Annotated in this window: 20 protein-coding genes; 7 read left to right on the top strand and 13 right to left on the bottom strand. The window is 70.3% G+C overall.

Annotation, left to right across the window (positions count from 1 at the left end; genetic code table 11):
- Positions 1–47 precede the first annotated feature (47 nt).
- From ACGFY5_RS14115 to ACGFY5_RS14105, 3 genes are read right to left on the bottom strand one after another with little or no spacing between them, the layout of a single operon-like run.
- Entirely contained in the window at positions 48–536 is a 489-nt protein-coding gene (locus tag ACGFY5_RS14115; RefSeq protein ID WP_392720009.1) for a S26 family signal peptidase, read from the bottom strand.
- Positions 533–2338: an ABC transporter ATP-binding protein gene (locus ACGFY5_RS14110; protein WP_392720008.1), complete on the bottom strand. Its 1806-nt coding sequence runs from the start codon at positions 2336–2338 to the stop codon at positions 533–535. Before ACGFY5_RS14110 ends, ACGFY5_RS14115 begins: the two co-directional genes overlap by 4 nt.
- Before the next feature lie 14 nt (positions 2339–2352).
- Positions 2353–2532, bottom strand: coding sequence for a hypothetical protein (locus ACGFY5_RS14105; RefSeq protein WP_392720006.1), 180 nt, complete (start codon positions 2530–2532; stop codon positions 2353–2355).
- A gap of 223 nt (positions 2533–2755) precedes the next feature.
- Between ACGFY5_RS14105 and ACGFY5_RS14100 the strand changes: the two genes are divergently transcribed.
- From ACGFY5_RS14100 to ACGFY5_RS14075, 6 genes are all read left to right on the top strand, one after another.
- Positions 2756–2950 (top strand): hypothetical protein, encoded by a 195-nt coding sequence (locus tag ACGFY5_RS14100; RefSeq protein WP_392720005.1) that lies wholly within the window; start codon positions 2756–2758, stop codon positions 2948–2950.
- Positions 2951–2963: 13 nt separating this feature from the next.
- Positions 2964–3527 (top strand): MauE/DoxX family redox-associated membrane protein, encoded by a 564-nt coding sequence (locus ACGFY5_RS14095; protein ID WP_392720004.1) that lies wholly within the window; start codon positions 2964–2966, stop codon positions 3525–3527.
- 14 nt (positions 3528–3541) lie between these two features.
- Complete coding sequence (locus tag ACGFY5_RS14090; protein ID WP_392720003.1) at positions 3542–4084, top strand: hypothetical protein; 543 nt, start codon at positions 3542–3544, stop codon at positions 4082–4084.
- Between the two features lies 1 nt (position 4085).
- Positions 4086–5933, top strand: a complete 1848-nt coding sequence (locus ACGFY5_RS14085; RefSeq protein WP_392720002.1) for an ABC transporter ATP-binding protein — start codon at positions 4086–4088, stop codon at positions 5931–5933.
- A complete protein-coding gene (locus ACGFY5_RS14080) occupies positions 5930–6352 on the top strand; it encodes a S26 family signal peptidase (protein ID WP_392720001.1) in 423 nt (140 codons plus the stop codon). The genes ACGFY5_RS14085 and ACGFY5_RS14080 overlap by 4 nt, the downstream gene beginning before the upstream one ends.
- A gap of 61 nt (positions 6353–6413) precedes the next feature.
- Positions 6414–8177, top strand: coding sequence for a flavin-containing monooxygenase (locus ACGFY5_RS14075; protein WP_392720000.1), 1764 nt, complete (start codon positions 6414–6416; stop codon positions 8175–8177).
- Here the strand turns inward: ACGFY5_RS14075 and ACGFY5_RS14070 are convergent.
- Both ACGFY5_RS14070 and ACGFY5_RS14065 read right to left on the bottom strand, forming a co-directional pair.
- A complete protein-coding gene (locus tag ACGFY5_RS14070) occupies positions 8171–10000 on the bottom strand; it encodes a protein kinase (RefSeq protein WP_392720507.1) in 1830 nt (609 codons plus the stop codon). The two genes, ACGFY5_RS14075 and ACGFY5_RS14070, sit on opposite strands and share 7 nt — an antisense overlap.
- Before the next feature lie 38 nt (positions 10001–10038).
- A complete protein-coding gene (locus ACGFY5_RS14065) occupies positions 10039–10440 on the bottom strand; it encodes a YchJ family protein (protein WP_392719999.1) in 402 nt (133 codons plus the stop codon).
- A 75-nt stretch (positions 10441–10515) separates the two neighbouring features.
- Here ACGFY5_RS14065 and ACGFY5_RS14060 point away from each other — a divergent pair, with 75 nt between their 5' ends.
- Complete coding sequence (locus ACGFY5_RS14060) at positions 10516–11532, top strand: NAD(P)-dependent alcohol dehydrogenase (RefSeq protein ID WP_392719998.1); 1017 nt, start codon at positions 10516–10518, stop codon at positions 11530–11532.
- Positions 11533–11535: 3 nt separating this feature from the next.
- On the opposite strand, the gene ACGFY5_RS14055 is transcribed toward ACGFY5_RS14060, so the two are convergent.
- The 8 genes from ACGFY5_RS14055 to ACGFY5_RS14020 form a co-directional block, all read right to left on the bottom strand.
- The gene (locus ACGFY5_RS14055) at positions 11536–12060 is read right to left on the bottom strand and encodes a TetR/AcrR family transcriptional regulator (protein ID WP_392719997.1); all 525 of its coding nucleotides are present in this window, start codon (positions 12058–12060) and stop codon (positions 11536–11538) included.
- Entirely contained in the window at positions 12017–12991 is a 975-nt protein-coding gene (locus ACGFY5_RS14050) for an SDR family NAD(P)-dependent oxidoreductase (RefSeq protein ID WP_392719995.1), read from the bottom strand. The genes ACGFY5_RS14055 and ACGFY5_RS14050 overlap by 44 nt, the downstream gene beginning before the upstream one ends.
- A gap of 30 nt (positions 12992–13021) precedes the next feature.
- A complete protein-coding gene (locus ACGFY5_RS14045) occupies positions 13022–14209 on the bottom strand; it encodes a glucose-1-phosphate adenylyltransferase family protein (protein WP_392719994.1) in 1188 nt (395 codons plus the stop codon).
- Between the two features lie 83 nt (positions 14210–14292).
- Complete coding sequence (locus tag ACGFY5_RS14040; RefSeq protein WP_392720506.1) at positions 14293–15264, bottom strand: N-acetylglucosamine kinase; 972 nt, start codon at positions 15262–15264, stop codon at positions 14293–14295.
- On the bottom strand, positions 15261–16493 hold the full coding sequence (locus tag ACGFY5_RS14035) for a 6-phospho-beta-glucosidase (RefSeq protein WP_392719993.1): 1233 nt from the start codon (positions 16491–16493) through the stop codon (positions 15261–15263). The genes ACGFY5_RS14040 and ACGFY5_RS14035 overlap by 4 nt, the downstream gene beginning before the upstream one ends.
- Complete coding sequence (locus ACGFY5_RS14030) at positions 16490–17323, bottom strand: carbohydrate ABC transporter permease (protein WP_392719991.1); 834 nt, start codon at positions 17321–17323, stop codon at positions 16490–16492. Before ACGFY5_RS14030 ends, ACGFY5_RS14035 begins: the two co-directional genes overlap by 4 nt.
- Positions 17320–18246 carry a carbohydrate ABC transporter permease gene (locus ACGFY5_RS14025; protein ID WP_392719990.1) on the bottom strand — a complete coding sequence of 309 codons (927 nt, stop codon included), beginning with the start codon at positions 18244–18246 and terminating at the stop codon, positions 17320–17322. Before ACGFY5_RS14025 ends, ACGFY5_RS14030 begins: the two co-directional genes overlap by 4 nt.
- Complete coding sequence (locus ACGFY5_RS14020) at positions 18243–19556, bottom strand: ABC transporter substrate-binding protein (RefSeq protein WP_392719989.1); 1314 nt, start codon at positions 19554–19556, stop codon at positions 18243–18245. The genes ACGFY5_RS14025 and ACGFY5_RS14020 overlap by 4 nt, the downstream gene beginning before the upstream one ends.
- Positions 19557–19564: the final 8 nt, after the last annotated feature.

Here is a 19564-nt window from a genome sequence, read left to right as displayed (position 1 = left end):
GCCAGCCGGTGGGTCGAACGCACGGTGACGTGGGCGCGTCGGAGACGCTACCCCGATCGGCGCGTCATCCGGCCGACCACGACCCCGAGCAGATATTCGGCGTGGGCGTAACCGAGCTCACGGGAATCGGCACTGGCGGCCACGTTGTCGCCGACCATCAGGAACCGGCCGGGCGGAACCTCGCGGTCCGGCACGACGGCCCCGACCGCCTCTGGCACGGGATCGCCCGGCCCGGCGACCAGGCGCTTCACCATCCACGGGTCCCGGCTCGGCGGGAGCCCCGGTACCGGCTCGGAAGCGGTGAGCGGGAACGGACCGCCGGGGACGGGCGAACCCCACGCGGCCACGACGACGTCACCCGCCCGCACGCGGGAGAGCCGGACGCGCCGGACGAGCACCCGATCACCGTGCGCGAACGTGGGGGCCATGCTGTCGCCGAGCACGGTGACGGCGACGAACCGCCGACGCAGCCACCACGTGCCCGCCCCGACGCTCGCGAGCACAGCGAACCCGGCAATGCCCCACCGGATCGTCACGACTCGGCCCCGGCCCGGGTGTAACCACTTGCCTGCAGCGTGAAGAGACGCGAATACGTGCCACCGGCCGCCATGAGAGCAGCGTGGGCACCTTCCTCGGCGACGACCCCGTCGTCGAGGACCACGATGCGGTCGGCGTCGGCGACCGCTCCGAGCCGGTGCGAGATGAGCAGGCTGGTGCGGCCGGTCCGATGACGGCGCAGCCGGGTGTGCACCTCGTGTTCGGCCTCGGCGTCCAGGCCGGCACTCGGTTCGTCGAGGATCAGCAGGTCGCGGTCTCCGCGCATGAGCGCACGGGCAAGCGCCAGCCGCTGCCACTGGCCGCCGGACAACATCGTGCCGGACCGCCCGTCGTCCAGAGCGTCGCCCTCGGCGAACACCTGCGAGAGCATCGTGTCGTAGCCCCGCGGAAGGCCGGCCAGGACGTCGTCGATCCCGGCCAGCCGTGCCGCGTCGGTTATCCGCTGCTTGTCGTGCACCGCGGTCACGTCGCCCACGCCGACGTTCTCGGCTGCGGTGAGGTCGTACTCCATGTAGTCCTGGAACACGGCGGCGATCCGCGTGCGGAGTTCGTCGATCGGCAGTTGCCGCAGGTCGACGCCGTCCCACAGGATCGCGCCGCGGGTCGGGTCGTACAGCCGGCACAGCAACTTCACGAGCGTCGTCTTGCCGGCGCCGTTGCGCCCCGCGAGGGCGACGCTCAGGCCGTGCGGAACCGTGAAACTGACGCCACGGAGCACCCACGGCTTGTCCTCGGAGTACCGGAACCACACGTCGCGCAGCTCGATGCCGCGACGCAGCGCGGGCACCGGCCGCGGGTCGGCGGGCTCCGGCAGATCCGGCGCGGCGGCCAGGATCGCGCGATGGTGCGCGAAGAGGAGCGCGGACGCGTGGCCACCGGCGAACGAGCTGACCACCCCGGCGAGAGCGGCCTGCAGACCGGTGACCGTGACGACGAACATCGACACGTCACCGACGCTGAGCCGACCGTCGCGCGCGGCGAACACCGCCCAGATCAGGCCACCGCCCGCGACGCATGCGCCGAGCAGGGCCAAGCCGCCTTGCGTGACGAGTTCGCGCCGGTCGACCGCCCGCTGTGCGACGTCGATGGTGCGATGTTCGGTAAGCATCCGTTGCCGCAGGAAGCCGGCGAGGCCGAAGAGCCTGACCTCCTTCGCCGCTACCGGATGGGCGAGCAGGTGGCTGAAGAAGAACTCGCGTCGGGCCGTCGGGCTCATCCGCCACAGTACGGTGGCCCGCTGTCGCGCGAGCCTCAGCTCCATGCCCAGCACGGGCATGGTGGCGGCGAGCACGATGACGGTCATCAGCGGGCTCACCACGAGCAGCGCCGCGATCAGGCCCGCGGCGCTCAGTAGGCCGGTCGCGGCGCCCAGGACGGCGGCGCACAGCTCGCCCGGCGCCCGACCGCCCGTACCCGCCATCCGCAGCCGGTCGAGAAACGGCGGATCCTCGAATCGGCGCAGGCCCACCTGGCGTTCGACCGCGCGATAGAGCTCGTCGAGGGCCAGTACGGCGCTCCGCCTGCCGAGTTCCGCGCGTGCGTACGTGGCGGCGTGCGGTAGTGCGCCGACCGCGATACCCGCCGCGGCCAGCCCGCCGACGAGTGCCAGCAGCGTGCCGTCGCTCGTCCCGGCGACGATTCCGTCGATCGTCGCGCGGGTCAGCCAGGCCGTCGCCGCCGGCGCCGCGGCGCTGAGGGCCGCGACGACGACGGCACCGGCCAGATGGCCGGGCGCGGCGCGCCCGGCCAGTCGGAAGGCGGCGCCGACGGTCCGCGCCACCGACGGTTCTGTGCTCAGCAGGTGCCGCAGGCGTCGCAGTACCACGGACTGCAGTTACCCGAGCAGTACCGCGTGCAGCGCTGATTGGTGCCGCCGCACGAGAAGCACCATGTCTCGTATCCGGCCGCCGCCGTGGTACGCGGCACGACGGCGGACAGCAGACGGTCCGCCAGCTTTCCGATGGTCTGGGTCATGTCGATCTCACCTTTCGACAGTCCACAGTGCTTGGTCCTCTTCGAGACTCCGCGCAGAGCAGTTGGATGTCAACGAATTCTCGTAATGCTCTCTTAATACTGTCCACATAGGCGTACGTTGCCCATGTGCGGCTTTCGCCGGTTACGGGGCCTGGCGCCGTGCGGGTTCGTCGTGCCTTCGCCTCGTGCTTCGCCACTGTTGCCCGATTGAAGGGACTGCGCGATGACCAGGGCATTCGAGAAGATGGCTGACCGGTTCGTCTCGGCGTTCGTGCCGAAAACCACCGCCGGTGCGTGTGAGTGCAACGACTGTTACTACAGCTACTGTTCGAACGGTTACTGCAAACGCTGCTGCACGAACTGCCACTGCACGAGCACGACGTGCTCGGCGTGCAACTACAACCCGACCTACTGCTGAAACCGACCGGTTGATGCAGACGGCAGTCGTCGGCTTGGTGGCCGCTCTCGCGGTGATCTTCGGAGTGTCGGCCTTCGGGAAGGCACGTAGCCGAGCGGCGCTGCGCGGCTTCACCACCTCGCTGCGTGGCTGGCGGGTGGTGCCGGTTCCGCTGGTCGGTGCGGTGGCGGTGGCGGTTGCCGGTCTCGAGATCGTCGTCGTGGCGGGCGCCCTCGCGGCGCTCGCCACCTCGGCGGCGGGAAGTGCGTGGCGTCCGTTCGCGGTCGGCACGCTCGGCCTCTCCGCGATCCTGCTCGCCGGGCTGAGCGGAGGGATCGCGCTGGCCCTGCGGCGCGGCCCGGGAGCGACCTGCGCGTGCTTCGGTGCCACCGAACGGCCGCTCAACGCGGGGCATCTCTGGCGTGACGTCGTCCTGGTACTGGCCTGTGCAGTGGGTGTCGCGCTTGCCGTGGGCGCGGGCAGCCACGCGACCGACCCGGCGGGAACGATCGTCGCGACCTTCGCCGGAGCCGTGGTCGGCCTGCTGGTGGCCCGGCTCGACGACCTGATCGACCTGTTCAGCTATCGAACGAACTAACTCGGGGAGCGAGCATGGGTGTCCTGGTGGCGGCGGTCGTCGTGGTCGGTGCAGTGGCGCTGGCCAACCTGGTGTTCACCTTCGGCGTGGTCCGCCGCCTGCGAGAACACACCGAACTCTTCAATCGCCTGAACGACGGCGGCCTCACCGGCCGCAATCTCCTGGGGCCCGGCCGCACGGTGGGGCCGTACACCGCCACGGCGGTCGACGACACACCGGTGACCGGCGGCGCGACACTCGTCGGCTTCTTCTCGCTCGGCTGTGAGCCGTGCACCGCCAAGCGCCCGGTCTTCGCCGACGTCGCCCGTGAACACCCCGGGGGCCGGGACCGGGTGCTCGCCGTGGTGGTCGGCGACGACGGCGACGGTGACGTGTCCGCGTACCTGGACGAGCTGACGCCGGTGAGCAGGGTGGTCCGCCAGCTTCCGACCGGCGACGTCCCGACCGCATTCCGGGTCGACGCCTACCCCGCGTTCGCCCTGCTCGACGACGACGGAGTCGTGCTGGCGAGCGGGTCGGCCGTGCCGAGCGCGTCGACGGTCGGCACCCAGGTCTGACGTGTCGGCCGTCGACGCCGACGGGGTCGGGCTCCGGCGCGCACTCGGCAACGCCGGCCGGGCCGTGCACCTTGGTCTGCGCGCCTCCCGCCCGTGGCTGCTCGGCAACGTCGCGACGACACTCGTCGCCGCGTTCGTGCCAGTCGTCACGGTGTGGCTGCTCAAAACCGTGTTGGACGACCTGGCCGACGGACGAGGACCCACGGCGGCCACTCCGGCCGTCGTGGGCCTGGTGCTGACCGGACTGGCCGCCGCAGCCCTGCCCTCGTTGTCGGACTACTCGCACGGCGAGATCGGGCGCCGCGTCGGACGTCAGGCGCAGTCGGAGATCTACACGGCGATGGCCAGGCTCCACGGCCTGGGGCGGTTGGAGGATCCGGTCTTCCACGACCGGCTGCGGATGGCCCAGGCAGCGGGCCGCGCGAGCCCGGGTCAGGTCATCAACGGCGTGCTCGGCACCGCCCAGCTGGCGATCACCGTCAGCGGGCTGGTCGTGGTGCTCGCCGCGATCAGTCCCGCGATCGCCGCGGTGAACCTGCTGGGCCTCGTGCCGGCGCTGCTGGCCGAGATCCGGCTGAGCCGGGTGCGTGCGGCGATGGTGTGGCGCATCAGCCCGCACGAGCGGCGCGAATTCTTCTATGCCGAGTTGCAGAGCAGTCTGCCCGCCGCCAAGGAGATGCGGCTGCTCGGCCTCTCGGGGCTGTTCCGGCAGCGCATGCTCAGCCAGCTCGCGGTGTCCGACGAATACCGGCGCGGCGTCGACCGCCAGCAGTTGCGGGCGCAGCTGGGGCTCAGCGTGCTGTCGTCGTTCGTGCTGGCCGGGGGACTGGTGTGGGCGGTCCGGTCGGCGACCGACGGACGCCTGACGGTCGGCGACGTAGCGGCGTTGGTGGCGGGCATCGCGGCGCTGCAGGGCACACTCGCGTCGCTGGTGGGCGGGGTGTCGTCGACGCACCACTCGCTGCTGATGTACGACCACTTCCGCGCGGTGCTGGAGGCCGAGCCCGATCTTCCGCTCGCCACCGACCCGAGGCCGGTCCCGGCGCTGCGGCGGGGCGTCGAGCTGCGTGACGTGTGGTTCCGGTACACCCCGGATCAGGACTGGGTGCTGCGCGGCGTCAACCTGTGGATCCCGCACGGTACGGCGGTGGGGCTCGTCGGCCTGAACGGTGCCGGCAAGAGCACGATCGTCAAGCTGCTGTGCCGGTTCTACGATCCCGACCGCGGTGCGGTGCGGTGGGACGGCGTCGACGTCCGTGAGCTGGACATCGTCGCCCTCCGTGCGCGGATCGGTGCGCTGTTCCAGGACTACATGAGCTACGACCTGTCCGCGGCGGAGAACATCGGCCTCGGCGACGTCGAAAGGATGGACGACGACGCAGGGATCCGCGCCGCGGCCGGCCGAGCCGGCATCGACTCCACGCTGGAGAGGCTGCCCCGCGGCTACCGGACGATGCTGTCCCGGACGTTCCACGACGAGCCGGACGAGGACGCCACCACCGGAGCTCTGCTGTCCGGTGGGCAGTGGCAGCGGGTAGCGCTGGCCCGCACGTTCCTCCGCGACCAGCGGGACCTGCTGATCCTCGACGAGCCGAGCTCCGGGCTGGACGCCGCGGCGGAGTACACGATCCACCACGGCCTGCGCGAGCACCGCGCCGGCGCGACGAGCCTGCTGATCTCGCACCGGCTGGGCGCCATCCGCGACGCCGACCAGATCGTCGTCCTGAGCGACGGTGCCGTGGTCGAACAGGGAACCCACGCGGAACTGCTCGCGACCGGCGGACAGTACGCGGACCTGTTCCGCATGCAGGCCGACGGCTACCGCGACGCCGAGGAGCTGCCCACGTGAAAGCAGTGGCCGCCGCGTTCGGCGTCGTCGTGCTCGTGGGGCTCTGGGCACTGCGGCGGGGATTCACCGTCGTGACCGTGTCCGGCGACAGCATGCTGCCCGCGTTCCGACCGGGGGACCGAGTGCTCGTCCGGCGTGTCCCGCTGCACCGGATCGAACGGGGCCAGGTCGTCGTCCTCGCCCAGCCCGCGGAGCTCCGGAACCTGCCGGACAACCCACCGTGGCTGATCAAGCGGGCCGTGGCGCTACCGGGTGACGCGGTTCCCGACGAGATCGAGGAGCTGCGCGGCGACCGGGTGCCGTCCGGCAGCATCGTCGTCCTCGGCGACAACGTCGGCCGGAGCTACGACTCGCGCCGGGCCGGCTACTTCCCGGCGGGGAGCCTGCTCGGCGTCGTGCAGCGCGTTCTGCCCCGTTGACCTATTCGCGTCGAGCGACGAACGTGGACAGGCACCTGAGCGCATGAAACAAGGGAGTCTCATGTCTCTGACGGCGTCCGAAAAGATCACCTCCTGGCTCACCGACTTCGAAGCCGCACTCGCCGCCCGGGACGCGGAACGCGCGGCGCAGCTGTTCGCACCGACCAGCTTCTGGCGCGACCTCGTCGCGTTCTCCTGGAACATCACGACCGTCGAGAACCGCGACGGGGTACGCGATCTCGTGACGGCGACCGCCGACACCACGAACGCCTCGAACTTCCGGCTCAGCGAGGAACCCGAGGAAGCGGACGGCGTCATCACCGCGTACTTCACGTTCGAGACCGCAATCGGGCGCGGCTCCGGACTCTTACGCCTCACCGACGAGGGCGCGTTCACACTCCTGACGACGCTCGACGAGCTCAAAGGCCACGAGGAGACCCGTCCCAAGGGCGTGGAGCACGGCGCTCGCAGGGACCGCGTCACGTGGAAGGAACGGCGTACCGCCGAGATCGAGAACCCCGACCCGTACGTGGTGGTCATCGGCGGTGGGCAGGGCGGCATCGCGCTGGGTGCACGACTGCGGCAGCTCGGCGTCGATCACGTGGTCGTCGACAAGCACGAACGGCCCGGTGACCAGTGGCGCAGCCGCTACAAGTCGCTGTGCCTGCACGACCCGATCTGGTACGACCACCTGCCGTACCTCCCGTTCCCGAAGAACTGGCCGGTGTTCGCGCCGAAGGACAAGATCGGCGACTGGCTCGAGATGTACTCAACCGTCATGGAGGTCAACTTCTGGGGCTCCACGACCGCGAAGAGCGCCGTGCGGGACGAAAGCGGACGCTGGGCGGTCACCGTCGACCGGGCCGGCGAGGAAGTCGTGCTGCACCCGGCGCACCTCGTGTTCGCGCTCGGGGTCTCCGGCAAGCCCAACGTCCCGGTCATCCCCGGGCAGGACGTGTTCGCCGGCGAGCAGCACCACAGCTCCCAGCACCCCGGCCCGGACGCGTACCGGGACTCGAAGGTCGTCGTCATCGGGTCGAACAACTCGGCGTTCGACATCTGCGGCGCCCTGTGGGAGGTGGGGGCCGACGTCACGATGGTGCAGCGCAGCTCGACGCACATCGTGCGGTCGGACTCGCTGATGGAGTTCGCGCTCGGTGACCTGTACTCCGAGCGGGCGCTCGCCGCGGGCGTCACCACGCACAAGGCCGACACGATCTTCGCGTCGCTGCCGTACCGGATCCTGCACACGTTCCAGATTCCGACGTACGAGGCGATCGCCGAACACGACAAGGAGTTCTACGACCGCCTGGAGAAGTCGGGCTTCCGTCACGACTGGGGTGACGACGGGTCCGGGCTGTTCCTGAAGTATCTGCGCCGGGGCTCGGGCTACTACATCGACGTCGGTGCGGCGGACCTGGTGGCCAACGGTGAGGTGAAGCTGGCGCACGGCCAGGTCGTCTCGCTGTCGGCGCACGCGGTGACGCTCGACACCGGTCAGGAGCTACCGGCCGACGTGGTCGTGTACGCCACGGGGTACAGCTCGATGAACGGCCTGGCGGCGGACATCGTCGGACAGGAGATGGCCGACCGGGTCGGGAAGGTGTGGGGGCTCGGCTCGGAGACCACCAAGGACCCCGGGCCCTGGGAGGGCGAGGAGCGGAACATGTGGAAGCCCACCCAGCAGGAGGGGTTGTGGTTCCACGGTGGCAACCTGCACCAGTCGCGGTACTACTCGTTGTATCTCGCGTTGCAGCTGAAGGCTCGGCAGGAGGGGATTCCGACGCCGGTGTACGCGCTGCAGGAGGTGCACCACACCTACTGACGGCTCCAGCGTTGGTAGTCGCCGTCGTTGGCGTCGAACGCGTAGGTCTGGCCGTCCTCGTTGCTGTCGAGGAGGAAGCCGGTGGCCTTGTTCGTGAGGTTGTACTGGCCGTCGCCGTTCTCGGCGACGGACCAGACCTGGTAGTCGCCCTGGTTACAGGGCATCGCGTAGACGCTGCGTGCGGCGTTGCTGTCCAGGCAGAGGCCGGTGGCTTTGCTGGTGAAGGTGAAGCCGCCGTCTATCGGGGTGGGGATCCAGCGTTGGTAGTCGCCGTCGTTGCACGGGAAGGTGTAGACGTTGCCGCCCTTGTCGCCGTCGAGGCAGCGGCTGGTGGCCTTGTCGACCCAGGTCACCGGGGCTGCGGTGGCGGCGCCGTCGTCCTTGCCGGGTTCCGCGGACGGGCTGTCGCTCGGGGTGGCGTCCGGTGACTCGGACGGGGCGGCGGCGCTGGTCGCCGGGGCCGCGGACGCGGTGGGGGCCGGCTTCGAGGCGGCGGCCTCGGGGTTGGCTTCGGAGCTGTCGGAGCTCAGGCCGACGAAGGCGAAGGCTCCACCGCCGAGCACGAGGATCAACACGAGCACCGCCGCGCCCACGAGCAGCGCGGTCTTGCCCGTCCGGGAGGCCGGCGGCGGCGCCGCGCTGAACTGCGGCGGTACCCCCGGAGGTACCGCGCCCGGCGGCACGGCGCCGGGATACGGCCCGCCGGACACGGGCGGCGCGCCGCCGGGGTACGGGCCGCCCGATACCGGGGACGCGCCGCCGGGGTACGGGCCGCCGGAGACCGGGGGTGCGCCGGCGCCGCTGATGACCGCGGTTGGGCCCGCGGTCGGGTCTGGCGGCTGCACGAAGTGAACGTTCGCGCCCGCGGGCGGAATGGGAGTCTGGCCGAAGTGGGCATTCGGCACCGACACCGTGACGGCGTCGGCCTCCGGTAACGGAGTCCCCGATGTCGGCATCGGCATCGGCGTCGCCGAGACCGGGCCCGCGACGGACAGCTTGTCGGTAGGAGGCTGGAACGCCGGAATCTGCGACCGGCACGCGTCGATGATCTGCTCGGGCGTCGGCCGGTACCCGGGCTCCACCGCCACGCAGGCGCGCAACAGCTCCGCCAACCGCGGCTCCACCCCGGTCAGATCGATCTCACCGTTCATCGACCGGATCAGGATCGTCGCCACGGTCCCGTCCCCGAACGGCTTCCGCCCGGTCACCGCGTACGCGGTCGTCGCACCGAGCGCGAACACGTCCGCCGGCGGCGCCACCTCGTTGCGCGCCAACACCTCCGGCGCCGCATACCCCGGCGACCCGATCGCCGCACCCACCTGCGTCAACCCGACGTGCTCCGCCCCGCGGGCGATCCCGAAGTCGATGAGCTGCGGCCCGGTCGAGGCCAGGATGACGTTCTGCGGCTTGAGGTCGCGGTGACAGATCCCGTGCTGGTGGATGTCGGTCAGACCCTCGGCCAACGCCGCGATCAGCCGGTACGCCCCGTCCGGCGGTAACGGCCCGCGCTGAGCGATCGCGTCGGCCAACGTCGGACCAGGAATGTATTCGGTGGCGAACCAGAACGGCGGCTGCTCCAGCTGGCAGTCGATCAGCGCAGCGGTGTAGGCGCTGCGAACCGTACGCAGCACCTCGACCTCGCGGCGGAACCGCGCCAACGAGTCGTCCTGCATGGCGAACCGCTCGTTGATCACCTTGATCGCGGCGGGCCGCCCACCAGGCGATTGACCGAGGTACACGGTGCCCATGCCCCCCGCGCCCAGTCTGCCCTGAACGGTGTAACGGCCGATCAGGGTTGGATCACTGGGTAGAAGGGGGGTCACCACGTACCCCACATTAGCGTCCACAAACCACAGGGCCCTCAGCGATCCCGGACGAGGGGCCCCGTTCCGCCGTCGACGTAGAGCCAGCGGCCCTGGACGCGTGTGAAAGTGCTCCGTTCGTGTTGCTCGAGTCGCTCACCGTCAGCGGTCCGCGCGACCGCGCGGAATTCCACGACGCCGGCGTCGTCTCCTGCCGCGCCGTCCACCGTGTCGACGATCTGCAGCGCGCGCCAGGTGATCCCGGCGTCGAGTTCCAGGTGGTCGGGGCGCGTCGAGGGATGCCACGTACCGAGCAGGTAGGGCGCGAGGTTCCGCGCGAACGCGCTGTACCGCGACCGCATCAGCGCCTCGGCGGTCGGCGCCGCACCGCCGCGGTGGTACGGCCCGCAGCACTCCGCGTACTCCCGGCGGGACCCGCACGGACACCGATCGGTACTCACGCCCGTGAGAGTAGCCCGCTGGACACCACCGCTAGGCTTCGATTGATTGATCAATCAAAGCGAGGAGGCGACGGCGTGAAGGTCCTGGCGTACGCGGCCCACGAGGCCGGAGCGGAACTGCTGCCGTACGAGTACGACGCCGGTCCGCTGGGCCGGTTGGAGGTCGACGTCCGGGTGACCCACTGCGGGGTCTGCCACACCGACCTCGGCATGATCGACGACGAGTTCGGCTACGCGTCGTTCCCGGTGGTGGCCGGTCACGAGGCGGTCGGCGTCGTGGAGGCCGTGGGGGACGACGTCGACCCGGACGCCCTCCCGATCGGAAGCCGGGTCGGCATCGGTGCGATCGCCGGATCCTGTTTTGGCTGCGAGTGGTGCCTCCGCGGCCGGCACCAGTTCTGCCCGCAGCGCGACGACACCGTCCTGCGTGGTCACCGCGGCGCGTTCGCCCAGCACGTCCGCGCCAGCGACTGGCGTCACGCCTACCGCATCCCGGACGCCCTCTCGTCCGCGGAGGCCGCGCCCCTGCTGTGCGCGGGCACGACGGTCTTCGGCCAGTTGCTCCGCTACGACGTCCGGCCGACCGACCGCGTCGCGATCGTCGGCGTCGGCGGCCTGGGGCACGTCGCGATCCAGTTCTACGCCGCCTGGGGGTGCACGGTGACCGCGATCTCGTCGTCACGGTCCAAGGAGGACGACGCCCGCGGGTTCGGCGCGGCCGCGGTGATCGCCAGCAGCGAGAACGGCGCGCTCGACGCCCATCGGGGCGAGTTCGACTTCATCCTCAGCACGGTCTCCGCCGACCTGCCCTGGGACGACTACCTCGGCCTGCTCGCGCCCGGCGGCACGCTGTGCCTCGTCGGGGTGCCGCAGAAGCCGTTCACGGTCGGGCCGATGGCGCTCCTGCCCCAGGCTAAAGCGTTGGTCGGCGGCGTCCCCGGCTCGGTCGACGACACCCGGCGCATGCTGGCGTTCGCCGCCGCGCACGACGTCCGGCCGGTGATCGAGACGTTCCCGGTCGCCGACTCTGGCGCCGCGCTCGACCGGGTCCGCACCGGCAGTGCGCGCTACCGGGCCGTGTTGGAGATGTGAGCGTCAGGCGAGCATGCCGCGCAGCGCGTCGAAGCCGCGGTCCCGGTAGACCGCGGCGTTCGCCGGGTCGCGCACGATCGCGTCCATCGTCGTGCCGGCGACCGCTTCGACCAGGTCGCCGATGTACTGCATCGGCAGTCCCGCCAGTGGGCCGTCCGCGGTCAACTGCCGGAACAGATCGACGCCGGACTGATTGCTGTCCTCGGAGGCGGCCCGGCTCTCCGGCGTGACGACGTCGGAGCCCCGCAGCGCCAGCAGCGCACGGCGGCGCTGCTGGTTGGCGGTGCCCCAGTCCAGCCACCGGTCCCACACGGTACGCAGCGACTCGGGCGCAGCGCCGACGGCCGCGGCGTGCTGTTCCGCTTTGAGCTGGAGGTAGAGCGCGTTGAGGAGCCCGGCCTTGGTACCGAAGTGGTGGAAGATCGACCCCTGGGCCAGGCCGCCGCGCTTCGCGATCACCGCAGTAGAGACGCTGACACCCTCGTCAGCGATCGTCGCGACCGCGGACTCGAGTATCTTCCGCCGCATCGACAGAGCTTCCACCGGCCGAAGCTATCAGCTGCTCACTCAGGTCCCAGAGGCGCGCGGCCGCCCGCGGGTCGACGGCATGCGGTGCGACGTCGGACGTGACGTCGTTGTCTTTGAGGTAGACGCCACCGGCGTCGGCGAGCGACGGGCTGGTCGCGGCGAACACGATCGTGCTCGCGCCCTGCTGCGGGGTCTTCTGGTCGCGGGCGGGGTCGATGACCGGATTGCCGGCGTCGTCGATCAGGCCCATCCGCCGGTTGGTCTCGTGCGCCTTGTCCGCCGGCATGGACGATCCGAGCTCGGTGCCGACGACCATGCCCGGGTGCACCGCGTAGCCCCGGATGCCGGCGTCCGACCATCGCCGGTCCAGCTCGACGGCGAACAGGATGTTGGCCGTCTTCGACTGGGCGTAGGCGAGGAACGGCCGGTAGCCGGCGGTGAAGTGCGGATCGTCCCAGCGGATACCACCGGCCCGGTGGGCCTCGGACGACACGTTCACGACCCGGCCGCCGCGTAACGCGGGGTGCAGGCGCAGGGTCAGCTGGAAGTGGCCGAGGTGGTTGGTCGCGAACTGCCGCTCGTAGCCGCGCGCGTCGCGGACCAGCGGCCCGCCCATGATCCCGGCCCCGTTGACCAGGACATGGAGCGGGCGATCGGAGCCCAGGTAGCCCTCGGCGAACGCGTCGATCGAGCCGGGGTCGAGCAGGTCCAGCCGACCGATCTCGACCCGCTCGACCCCGGCCAGCGCCGACGCGGCCCGCTCCGGATCGCGCGAGCCCACGATGACCGAGGCGCCCGCCCTGCTGAGCGCACGGGTGGTCTCCAGCCCGAGCCCGACGTGGCCCGCCGTGACGACGACGTTCTTGCCCGTCAGGTCGAGGCCCGCGAGGACGTCGTCCGCCGTCGACGCTGCGGAAAAGCTCGGAGTCATGGCCTGACCTTGCCATCGATGGCAGGCGCGCTACTCCTTTTCGGCCGGAAGGCGGGTCCCAGCAGTCACCGAAGCGCCCTTGGGGACGCGGGCACCGGCACCGACCAGCACCACGTCGTCGTCCCCGTTCTCGGACGGAACACCGAGGTCGGCGTCCGCACCGATCTCGGCGCCGGCGTCGATCACCGCGCCGCGGACCCGCGCACCCCGCCGGACCACAGCGCCGTGCAGCAGCACCGAATCCACCACCGACGCCCCCGGCTCCACGATCACGCCGGGGGAGAGCACCGACCGCTCGACCCGCCCAGCGATCTCACAGCCCGGCGCGACCATCGCGTCGGCGACCTCCGCGCCGCGTGCCAGCCGCGACGGGGCGTGGTACCCGCCGCGGGTCAGCATCGGCCACGCGGGGTCGTCCAGCCGGATCGCCGGATCGTCCCCGACCAGCTCCAGGTGCGACTCCAGGTAGGCGGTCACCGTCCCGACGTCACGCCAGTACCGGTCGAACCGGTAGTTCCGGGCCCGACCGGCGTCGACCAGCTGGGGGAGAACCTGGTGGCCGAGGTCCTTCAACTCTTCGTCCTCCGAAACCAGCGTCCCCAGCAGTTCGAGCAGCTCGGACGGGCGGAACACGAAGACCTCGTTGGCGATCAGGTCCGTGGCGGGCTCGTCGGGCTTCAGGGTGTAACCGGTGATCCGGTCACCCTCACCGGCCTCGACCACCCCGTACCGGCCGGCCTCCTCGATCGGCCGGTGCGTGGTCACCATCGTGACGTCCCCGCCGCCCTCGGCGTGCGCGGCGACCACCTCGGCGTAGTCCAGCGCGTAGACGGCGTCCGCGCTCACCACGACCAGGTGCTCCGGGTCGAACTCGCGGATCAGCGGCGCCTGCCGCCAGAGCGCGTCGGCGGTTCCCTGGTGCCAGCCTTCCCGTTCGGTGCCCAGGTGCGGGTGGAGCGTGAGCAGCCCGCCGTGGGTGCGGTCGAGGTCCCAGGGCCGCCCGTTGGCGAGGTGGTCGGTGAGCGAGACGGGGTGGAACTGCTCGATCACCCAGACGTCGTCGATCCCGGCGTGATGGGCGTTGGAGAGCGGAACGTCGATGAGGCGGTAGGAACCGCCGTACGGAACGGCGGGCTTGGCCCGGTGGTCGGTCAGCAGCTCCAGGCGTCCACCGGCACCACCGGCGAGCACGAGGAGCAGAGTACGTGGCCTGGCCATGGAGCCCTCCCGGGTGGAACGTGGCGTTTCACCCCGAGCTTGACTTATGCGTGCGAACGACGGCAGTTGGCCCCTGCACAGGCTTATGCCGCCACCCGGAACGCCGCGCGGACCACGGCGTCACCGGCGATCCCGAGATGGTCGAGCCCCAGCAGCGCCGCCCCGATCACCGGTGGCTCGTCCACGCGCACGAACCGGGCCCGCGGGAACTCGGAGTGCACCCGGTCGAACACCCCGGTCAGCAGCCGCTGGTCGCCCCCGGCGAGGATGCCGCCGCCGAGCACCACCGGAACGTCGCGGCCCCCGAGGTCCAGGCGCCGCAGGGACGCCCGTACGTAGTCGGCGATCTCCCCGGCGAGCCGGTCGACCAGGTCGCGGGAGACCGCGTCACCCTGCGCGGCACACCGGAACACCACCGGACTCAGCTCCGCGAACCGCGACGAGGGGAACTCGCCGAAGTGGAACGCCTCGACCGCCTCCAGCACGGAAGCCACGCCGAAGTGTGCGACCACCGCTTCCGCCAGCACGGTTGCCGGCCCCCGCCCGTCCTCGACCCGCGCGGCGGCCGACATGACCTCCGCACCCAGCTGCAGGCCGCCGCCCCAGTCGCCGGATACGGTGCCCAGCGACGGGAACCGGACGATCCGCGTGCCCGAGACCCCGACGCAGTTGATCCCGGCGCCGCAGACCACAGCCACCCCGTCGCCGTCGGGCGAGCCGAGCCGCAGCACCGCGAACGTGTCGTTGTCGACGACAGCCGAGCGCGACCAGCCGCGGGCGGTCACGACGGCGAGCATCTCCTCCCGTTCCCGGGTCAGGTCGACGCCGGCCAGGTACGCGGCCGTGTGGGCGACCGAATCCGGCCCGAGCTCGAGTGCGATCCCGCGCAACGTCGAGCGGGCCAGTTCCTCGACCGCGAGCACGGAGCCGGAGATCCCGAGCACGTGCGGGGAGAACCCCGGTCCGCGCCCGCGCGCCAGCAGCGTGCCCTCGTGGTCGAGCACCGCGACGTCGGTCTTGCTGTTGCCCCCGTCGATGGCGAGCAGCAGGCTCATGCCCACGAAAGGAACTGTGCGTTTTCCGCCAACAACCGATCCGCCAGCCCCTCGGCCAGCGCGTACTGGCCTACCAGCGGATGCGCCAGCAGCGCCTTGACCACCCGGTCGCGTCCGCCGTGCAGCGCGGCCTCCACGGCGAGCTCCTCGTAGGCGGCGGTGTGCGCGATCAGCCCGCGCAGCGACGGGTCGACCGGCCCGATCGGCAGCGGCGTCGGCCCGGTGGCGTTGATCGTCGAGGCGGCCTCGATGACCGCCTCGTCGGGTAGGAACGGCAACGTACCCCGGTTGCGGACGTTGACGACCTGGGTGTCACCAGCGTCGTGCAGCAGTGACGACACCAGGTTGATCGCGGCCAGCGAGTAGTGCCTGCCGCCCCGGTTCTGCAGCGCATCCGGCTTGCTCACCACCGACTCGTCGCGGTACAGCGCGAGCAGCTCCTGCTCGACGTCGCTGACCACCGCCGCCCGCGGCCGCTCGGTCTGCTGCTCGGCGAAGACGACGTCGTGCGCGTAGTAGTACCGCAGGTAGTACGACGGCACCGCGCTCGCGACGCGGATGTGCTCCGGCGTGATCCGGAACGTCTCGCCGAGCTCCTCGGCGCGCGACGCGATCAACGACGGCAACACGTCCTCGCCGTCGAGGTACACCGCCGTTTCCCAGCTGAGGTGGTTCAGCCCGACATGCTTCAAGCCCACCCGCGCCGGATCGACGTCGAGCAAGCCGGCGAAGTTGCGTTGGAAGTTGATCGCCACGTTGCAGAGACCGACGGCCTTGTGACCGGCGTCGAGCAGGCTACGGGTGACGATGCCGACCGGATTGGTGAAGTCGACGATCCAGGTGTCCGGGTCCACCCGCGACGCGATGTCGAGCAGTATCGGCACCGTGCGCAGCGCCTTCGCGAACCCGCCGGCTCCGGTGGTCTCCTGGCCGATGCAGCCGCAGGCGTGCGGGAACGTCTCGTCCGACAGCCGGGTCTTCTGGCCGCCCACACGCAGTTGGACGAGCACCGCGGAGGCGCCGTCGACGCCCTTGTCCAGGTCGTCGGTCGCGGTGATCAAGGTGTGTTTCCCGGCCGCGCCCACCATGCGGCGCGCGAACCCGGCCACGACGTCCAGACGTTCCGCGTCGGGATCGATGAGTGTGATCTCGTCGACCGGTGACGTCAACAGCCCGTCGATCAGCTCCGGTGTGTACGTCGACCCTCCGCCGACGACGGCGAGCTTCATCCTTTGACCCCGCTCAATTTGATTCCTTCGATGAACGATTTCTGGGCGAAGAAGAACAGGACGACGACCGGCAGCATCACCAGCACGGTGGCGGCCATCGTCAGGTTCCACTGGACCTGGTGCGTGCTGCGGAACGCCGCGAGCCCGAGCGACAGCGTCCAGTTGGCGCGGTTCTCGCCGGTGTAGAGCAGCGGGCCGAAGTAGTCGTTCCAGGTCTTGAGGAACATGAACAGCCCGGCGGCCGCGATTCCCGGCCGGGCCATCGGCACCACGATCCGCAGCAGCACGCCGAGTTCCGAGGCGCCGTCGATGCGCGCGGAGTCGATGTACGACTGCGGGATGGCGACGAGGAACTGGCGCAGCAGGAAGATGCTGAACGCGTCGCCGAACAGGTTGGGCAGAATGAGCGGCCAGAGTGAGCCGGTCAACCCCAGCTTGGCCCACATGACGTACATCGGCACGGCGATGACCTGCGGCGGCAGCAGCATGGCGACGATGACCAGGTAGAACGCCCAGGTCCGGCCACGCCACTGCAGCTTGGCCAGCGCGTACGCCACCGGGACGCTGGAGATCAGCATCGCGGCCGTCGCGGTGATCGAGTACAGCAGGCTGTGGGCGAAGTAGCCCAGCATCGGCGCCTTGTCGAACACCGTGGTGAAGTTGCTCCACTGCCAGTCGTGCGGCCACAGGTCGCTGGTCAGCGCCTGCTGGTCGGTCATGACCGACGTCAGGAGCAGGAACAGCAGCGGGGCGAGGAACCCGACGGCCATCGCCAGCGCCACCGCGTGCAGCCCGCACCAGGCCAGCGCGGAGCGAACCTGCGCGCTCATGAGTCCTCCTGCCCGCCGGCCGTCGCCCGCAGCCGCTGGACGAGGATCACCGTGAAGATCGCGGACACCCCGAACAGCACCGTGGCCATCGCGGAGGCGTAGCCCATGTTGTAGGAGTGGAAGCCCCGCTCGTAGAGCCACATCGGGAACGTGAGCGTCGAGTTGTCGGGGTAACCGAGCGAGGCGACGTTGCCGACCGCGTCGGAGGAGCCCGACGCCACGGCCCCGGCGACCGTCGACTCCGTGAAGTACTGCAGGCCGACGATGATCGAGTTGATGATCGCGAACAGCAGTACCGGCGAGATCGACGGCAACGTGATGTGCCAGAACTTCGTGAACGGACCGGCGCCGTCGAGGGACGCCGCCTCGTAGTAGTCAGTGGGGACGTCCAGCAGCGCGGCCAGCAGGATCACCATGACCTCGCCCGACGCCCAGAGCGCCAGCACCGTCAACGACGGCTTGGACCAGGACGGGTCGTTGAACCAGAGCGGACCCTTGATCCCGACGACGTCGAGCAGGTTGTTGACCGGCCCGGTGCCCGGGTTGAACACGAAGACGAACGCCAGCGCCGCGGCCACCGGCGGTGCCAGCGCCGGGAGGTAGAACAGCGTCCGGAAGACGCCGCTCGCCCGGCTCTTGAGCTTGCTGAGCACCAGTGCGGTCAGCAGCCCGTAGCCCACCCGGCCGACGGTGATGGCCACCACCAGGTAGGCGGTGTTCGCCGCCGACGTGCGCACCAGCGGGTCCTTGGTGAACAGGAACACGAAGTTGCGCGCGCCGACGAACACCGGGTCGTTGATTAGGTCGAAGCTGGTCAGGCTGTAGTAGAGCGTCGAGAGCAGCGGGTAGACGAAGAAGACGCTGAACCCGACGATCCACGGCGACATGAACGCCAGCACGACCAACCGGCGGTGCAGCGTCACTTCTGTAGCGCGAGATCGTCGTCGATCTGCTGGTCGGCGTCCTGGAGGCCCTTCTTCAGGTCGGGAACGCCGCCGGTCTGCCACTTCACCGCGAAGTCCAGCGTGGTCTTCAGGTACGCCGCGCCGTTCGGGGTGGTGGGCAGCGAGCTGGAGTTCGGGTTCGTGAAGATGTCGATGAACGGCGCGAGCGTGCCGGTGAACTTCAGGTCCGGCGACTTCAGCGCGTCGGTGGTCGTCGGCAGGTTCTTCAGCCCGTTGGCCAGCGAGACGAGCGGCTTGGTCTCGGTCGCCAGGTACTTGATCAGTTCCCAGGCCGCGCCGGCCTGCTTCGCGCCCTTCGGGATGCCGATGATGTTGCCGCCGACGTCGCTGCCGCCGTACTTGTCGGTGCGGTCGTCGGACACCGGGAGCGGCGCGGTGCCGTACGAGAGGTTCGGGGCTTCCGAGTCGACGAACCCGGTGCGGAACTCACCGTCGAACATCATCGCGATCTGGCCGGTCTGGAACGCGTTGTCCGGGGAGTACTTCTGCCCCGCGGCGGCCGTGAACGCGGTCAGCTTCTTCTCGGTGTAGAAGTCGGTCAGCTGCTTCTGCCACTGGAACAGGTTCGTCCACCCGGGGCTGGTCGAGAGGCTCGACTTGCCGCTGGAGTTCTGCCATTCGGCTCCGAACTGCGGCGCCCAGACGTCGACCCGGTTGTTGTAGAAGCCCAGCGTCGGGACGAAGCCGGCGACCTTGATCGAGCCGTCGGCGTTGAACTTCGTGAGCTTCTTCGCGTCGGCCGCGAGCTCGGTCATCGTCTTCGGCGGCGCGGTGATGCCGGCCTCCGCGAACAGCTTCTTGTTGTAGTAGAGGCCGTAGGCGTCGGCCAGGAGCGGCATCGCGCAGCGCACGTTGTCGTGCTCGGTGTAGTCGCGCACTGCCTGCGGGAAGATGCTCAGATCGACCTTGTCGCGGTCCAGGTAGCCCTTGAGGTCCTGGAACGCGCCGGTCTTGCAGTACTGGCCCAGCGCGTTGGCGTTGCTGGAGATCGCGACGTCCGGTGCGGTACCACCGCGGACGGCCTGCGAGATCTTGTCGTCGTCCTGGCTGCCCTGGCTCTTGATCGTGATGTTGGGGTGCAGCTGGTGGAACCCGTCGAGCGCCGAATCGAGGGCGGCCAGTTCCTTGTCGGCGAAACCGCTCCACACCGTGAGCGTCACCTTGTCCTTGTCGCCGGGGGCGTCCGCGACCTTCTGATCGCCTCCGCCGGTGCCACCACAGGCGCTGAGTACGAGTACCGCGGCCACCGCGGCGGTGAATCTCTTCATGTCAGATC

The organism is Cryptosporangium sp. NPDC048952 (assembly GCF_043197895.1).
Classification (GTDB): domain Bacteria; phylum Actinomycetota; class Actinomycetes; order Mycobacteriales; family Cryptosporangiaceae; genus Cryptosporangium.
Note: the sequence above shows the minus strand (reverse complement) of the source record. Positions and strands in the feature narration are given on the sequence as shown.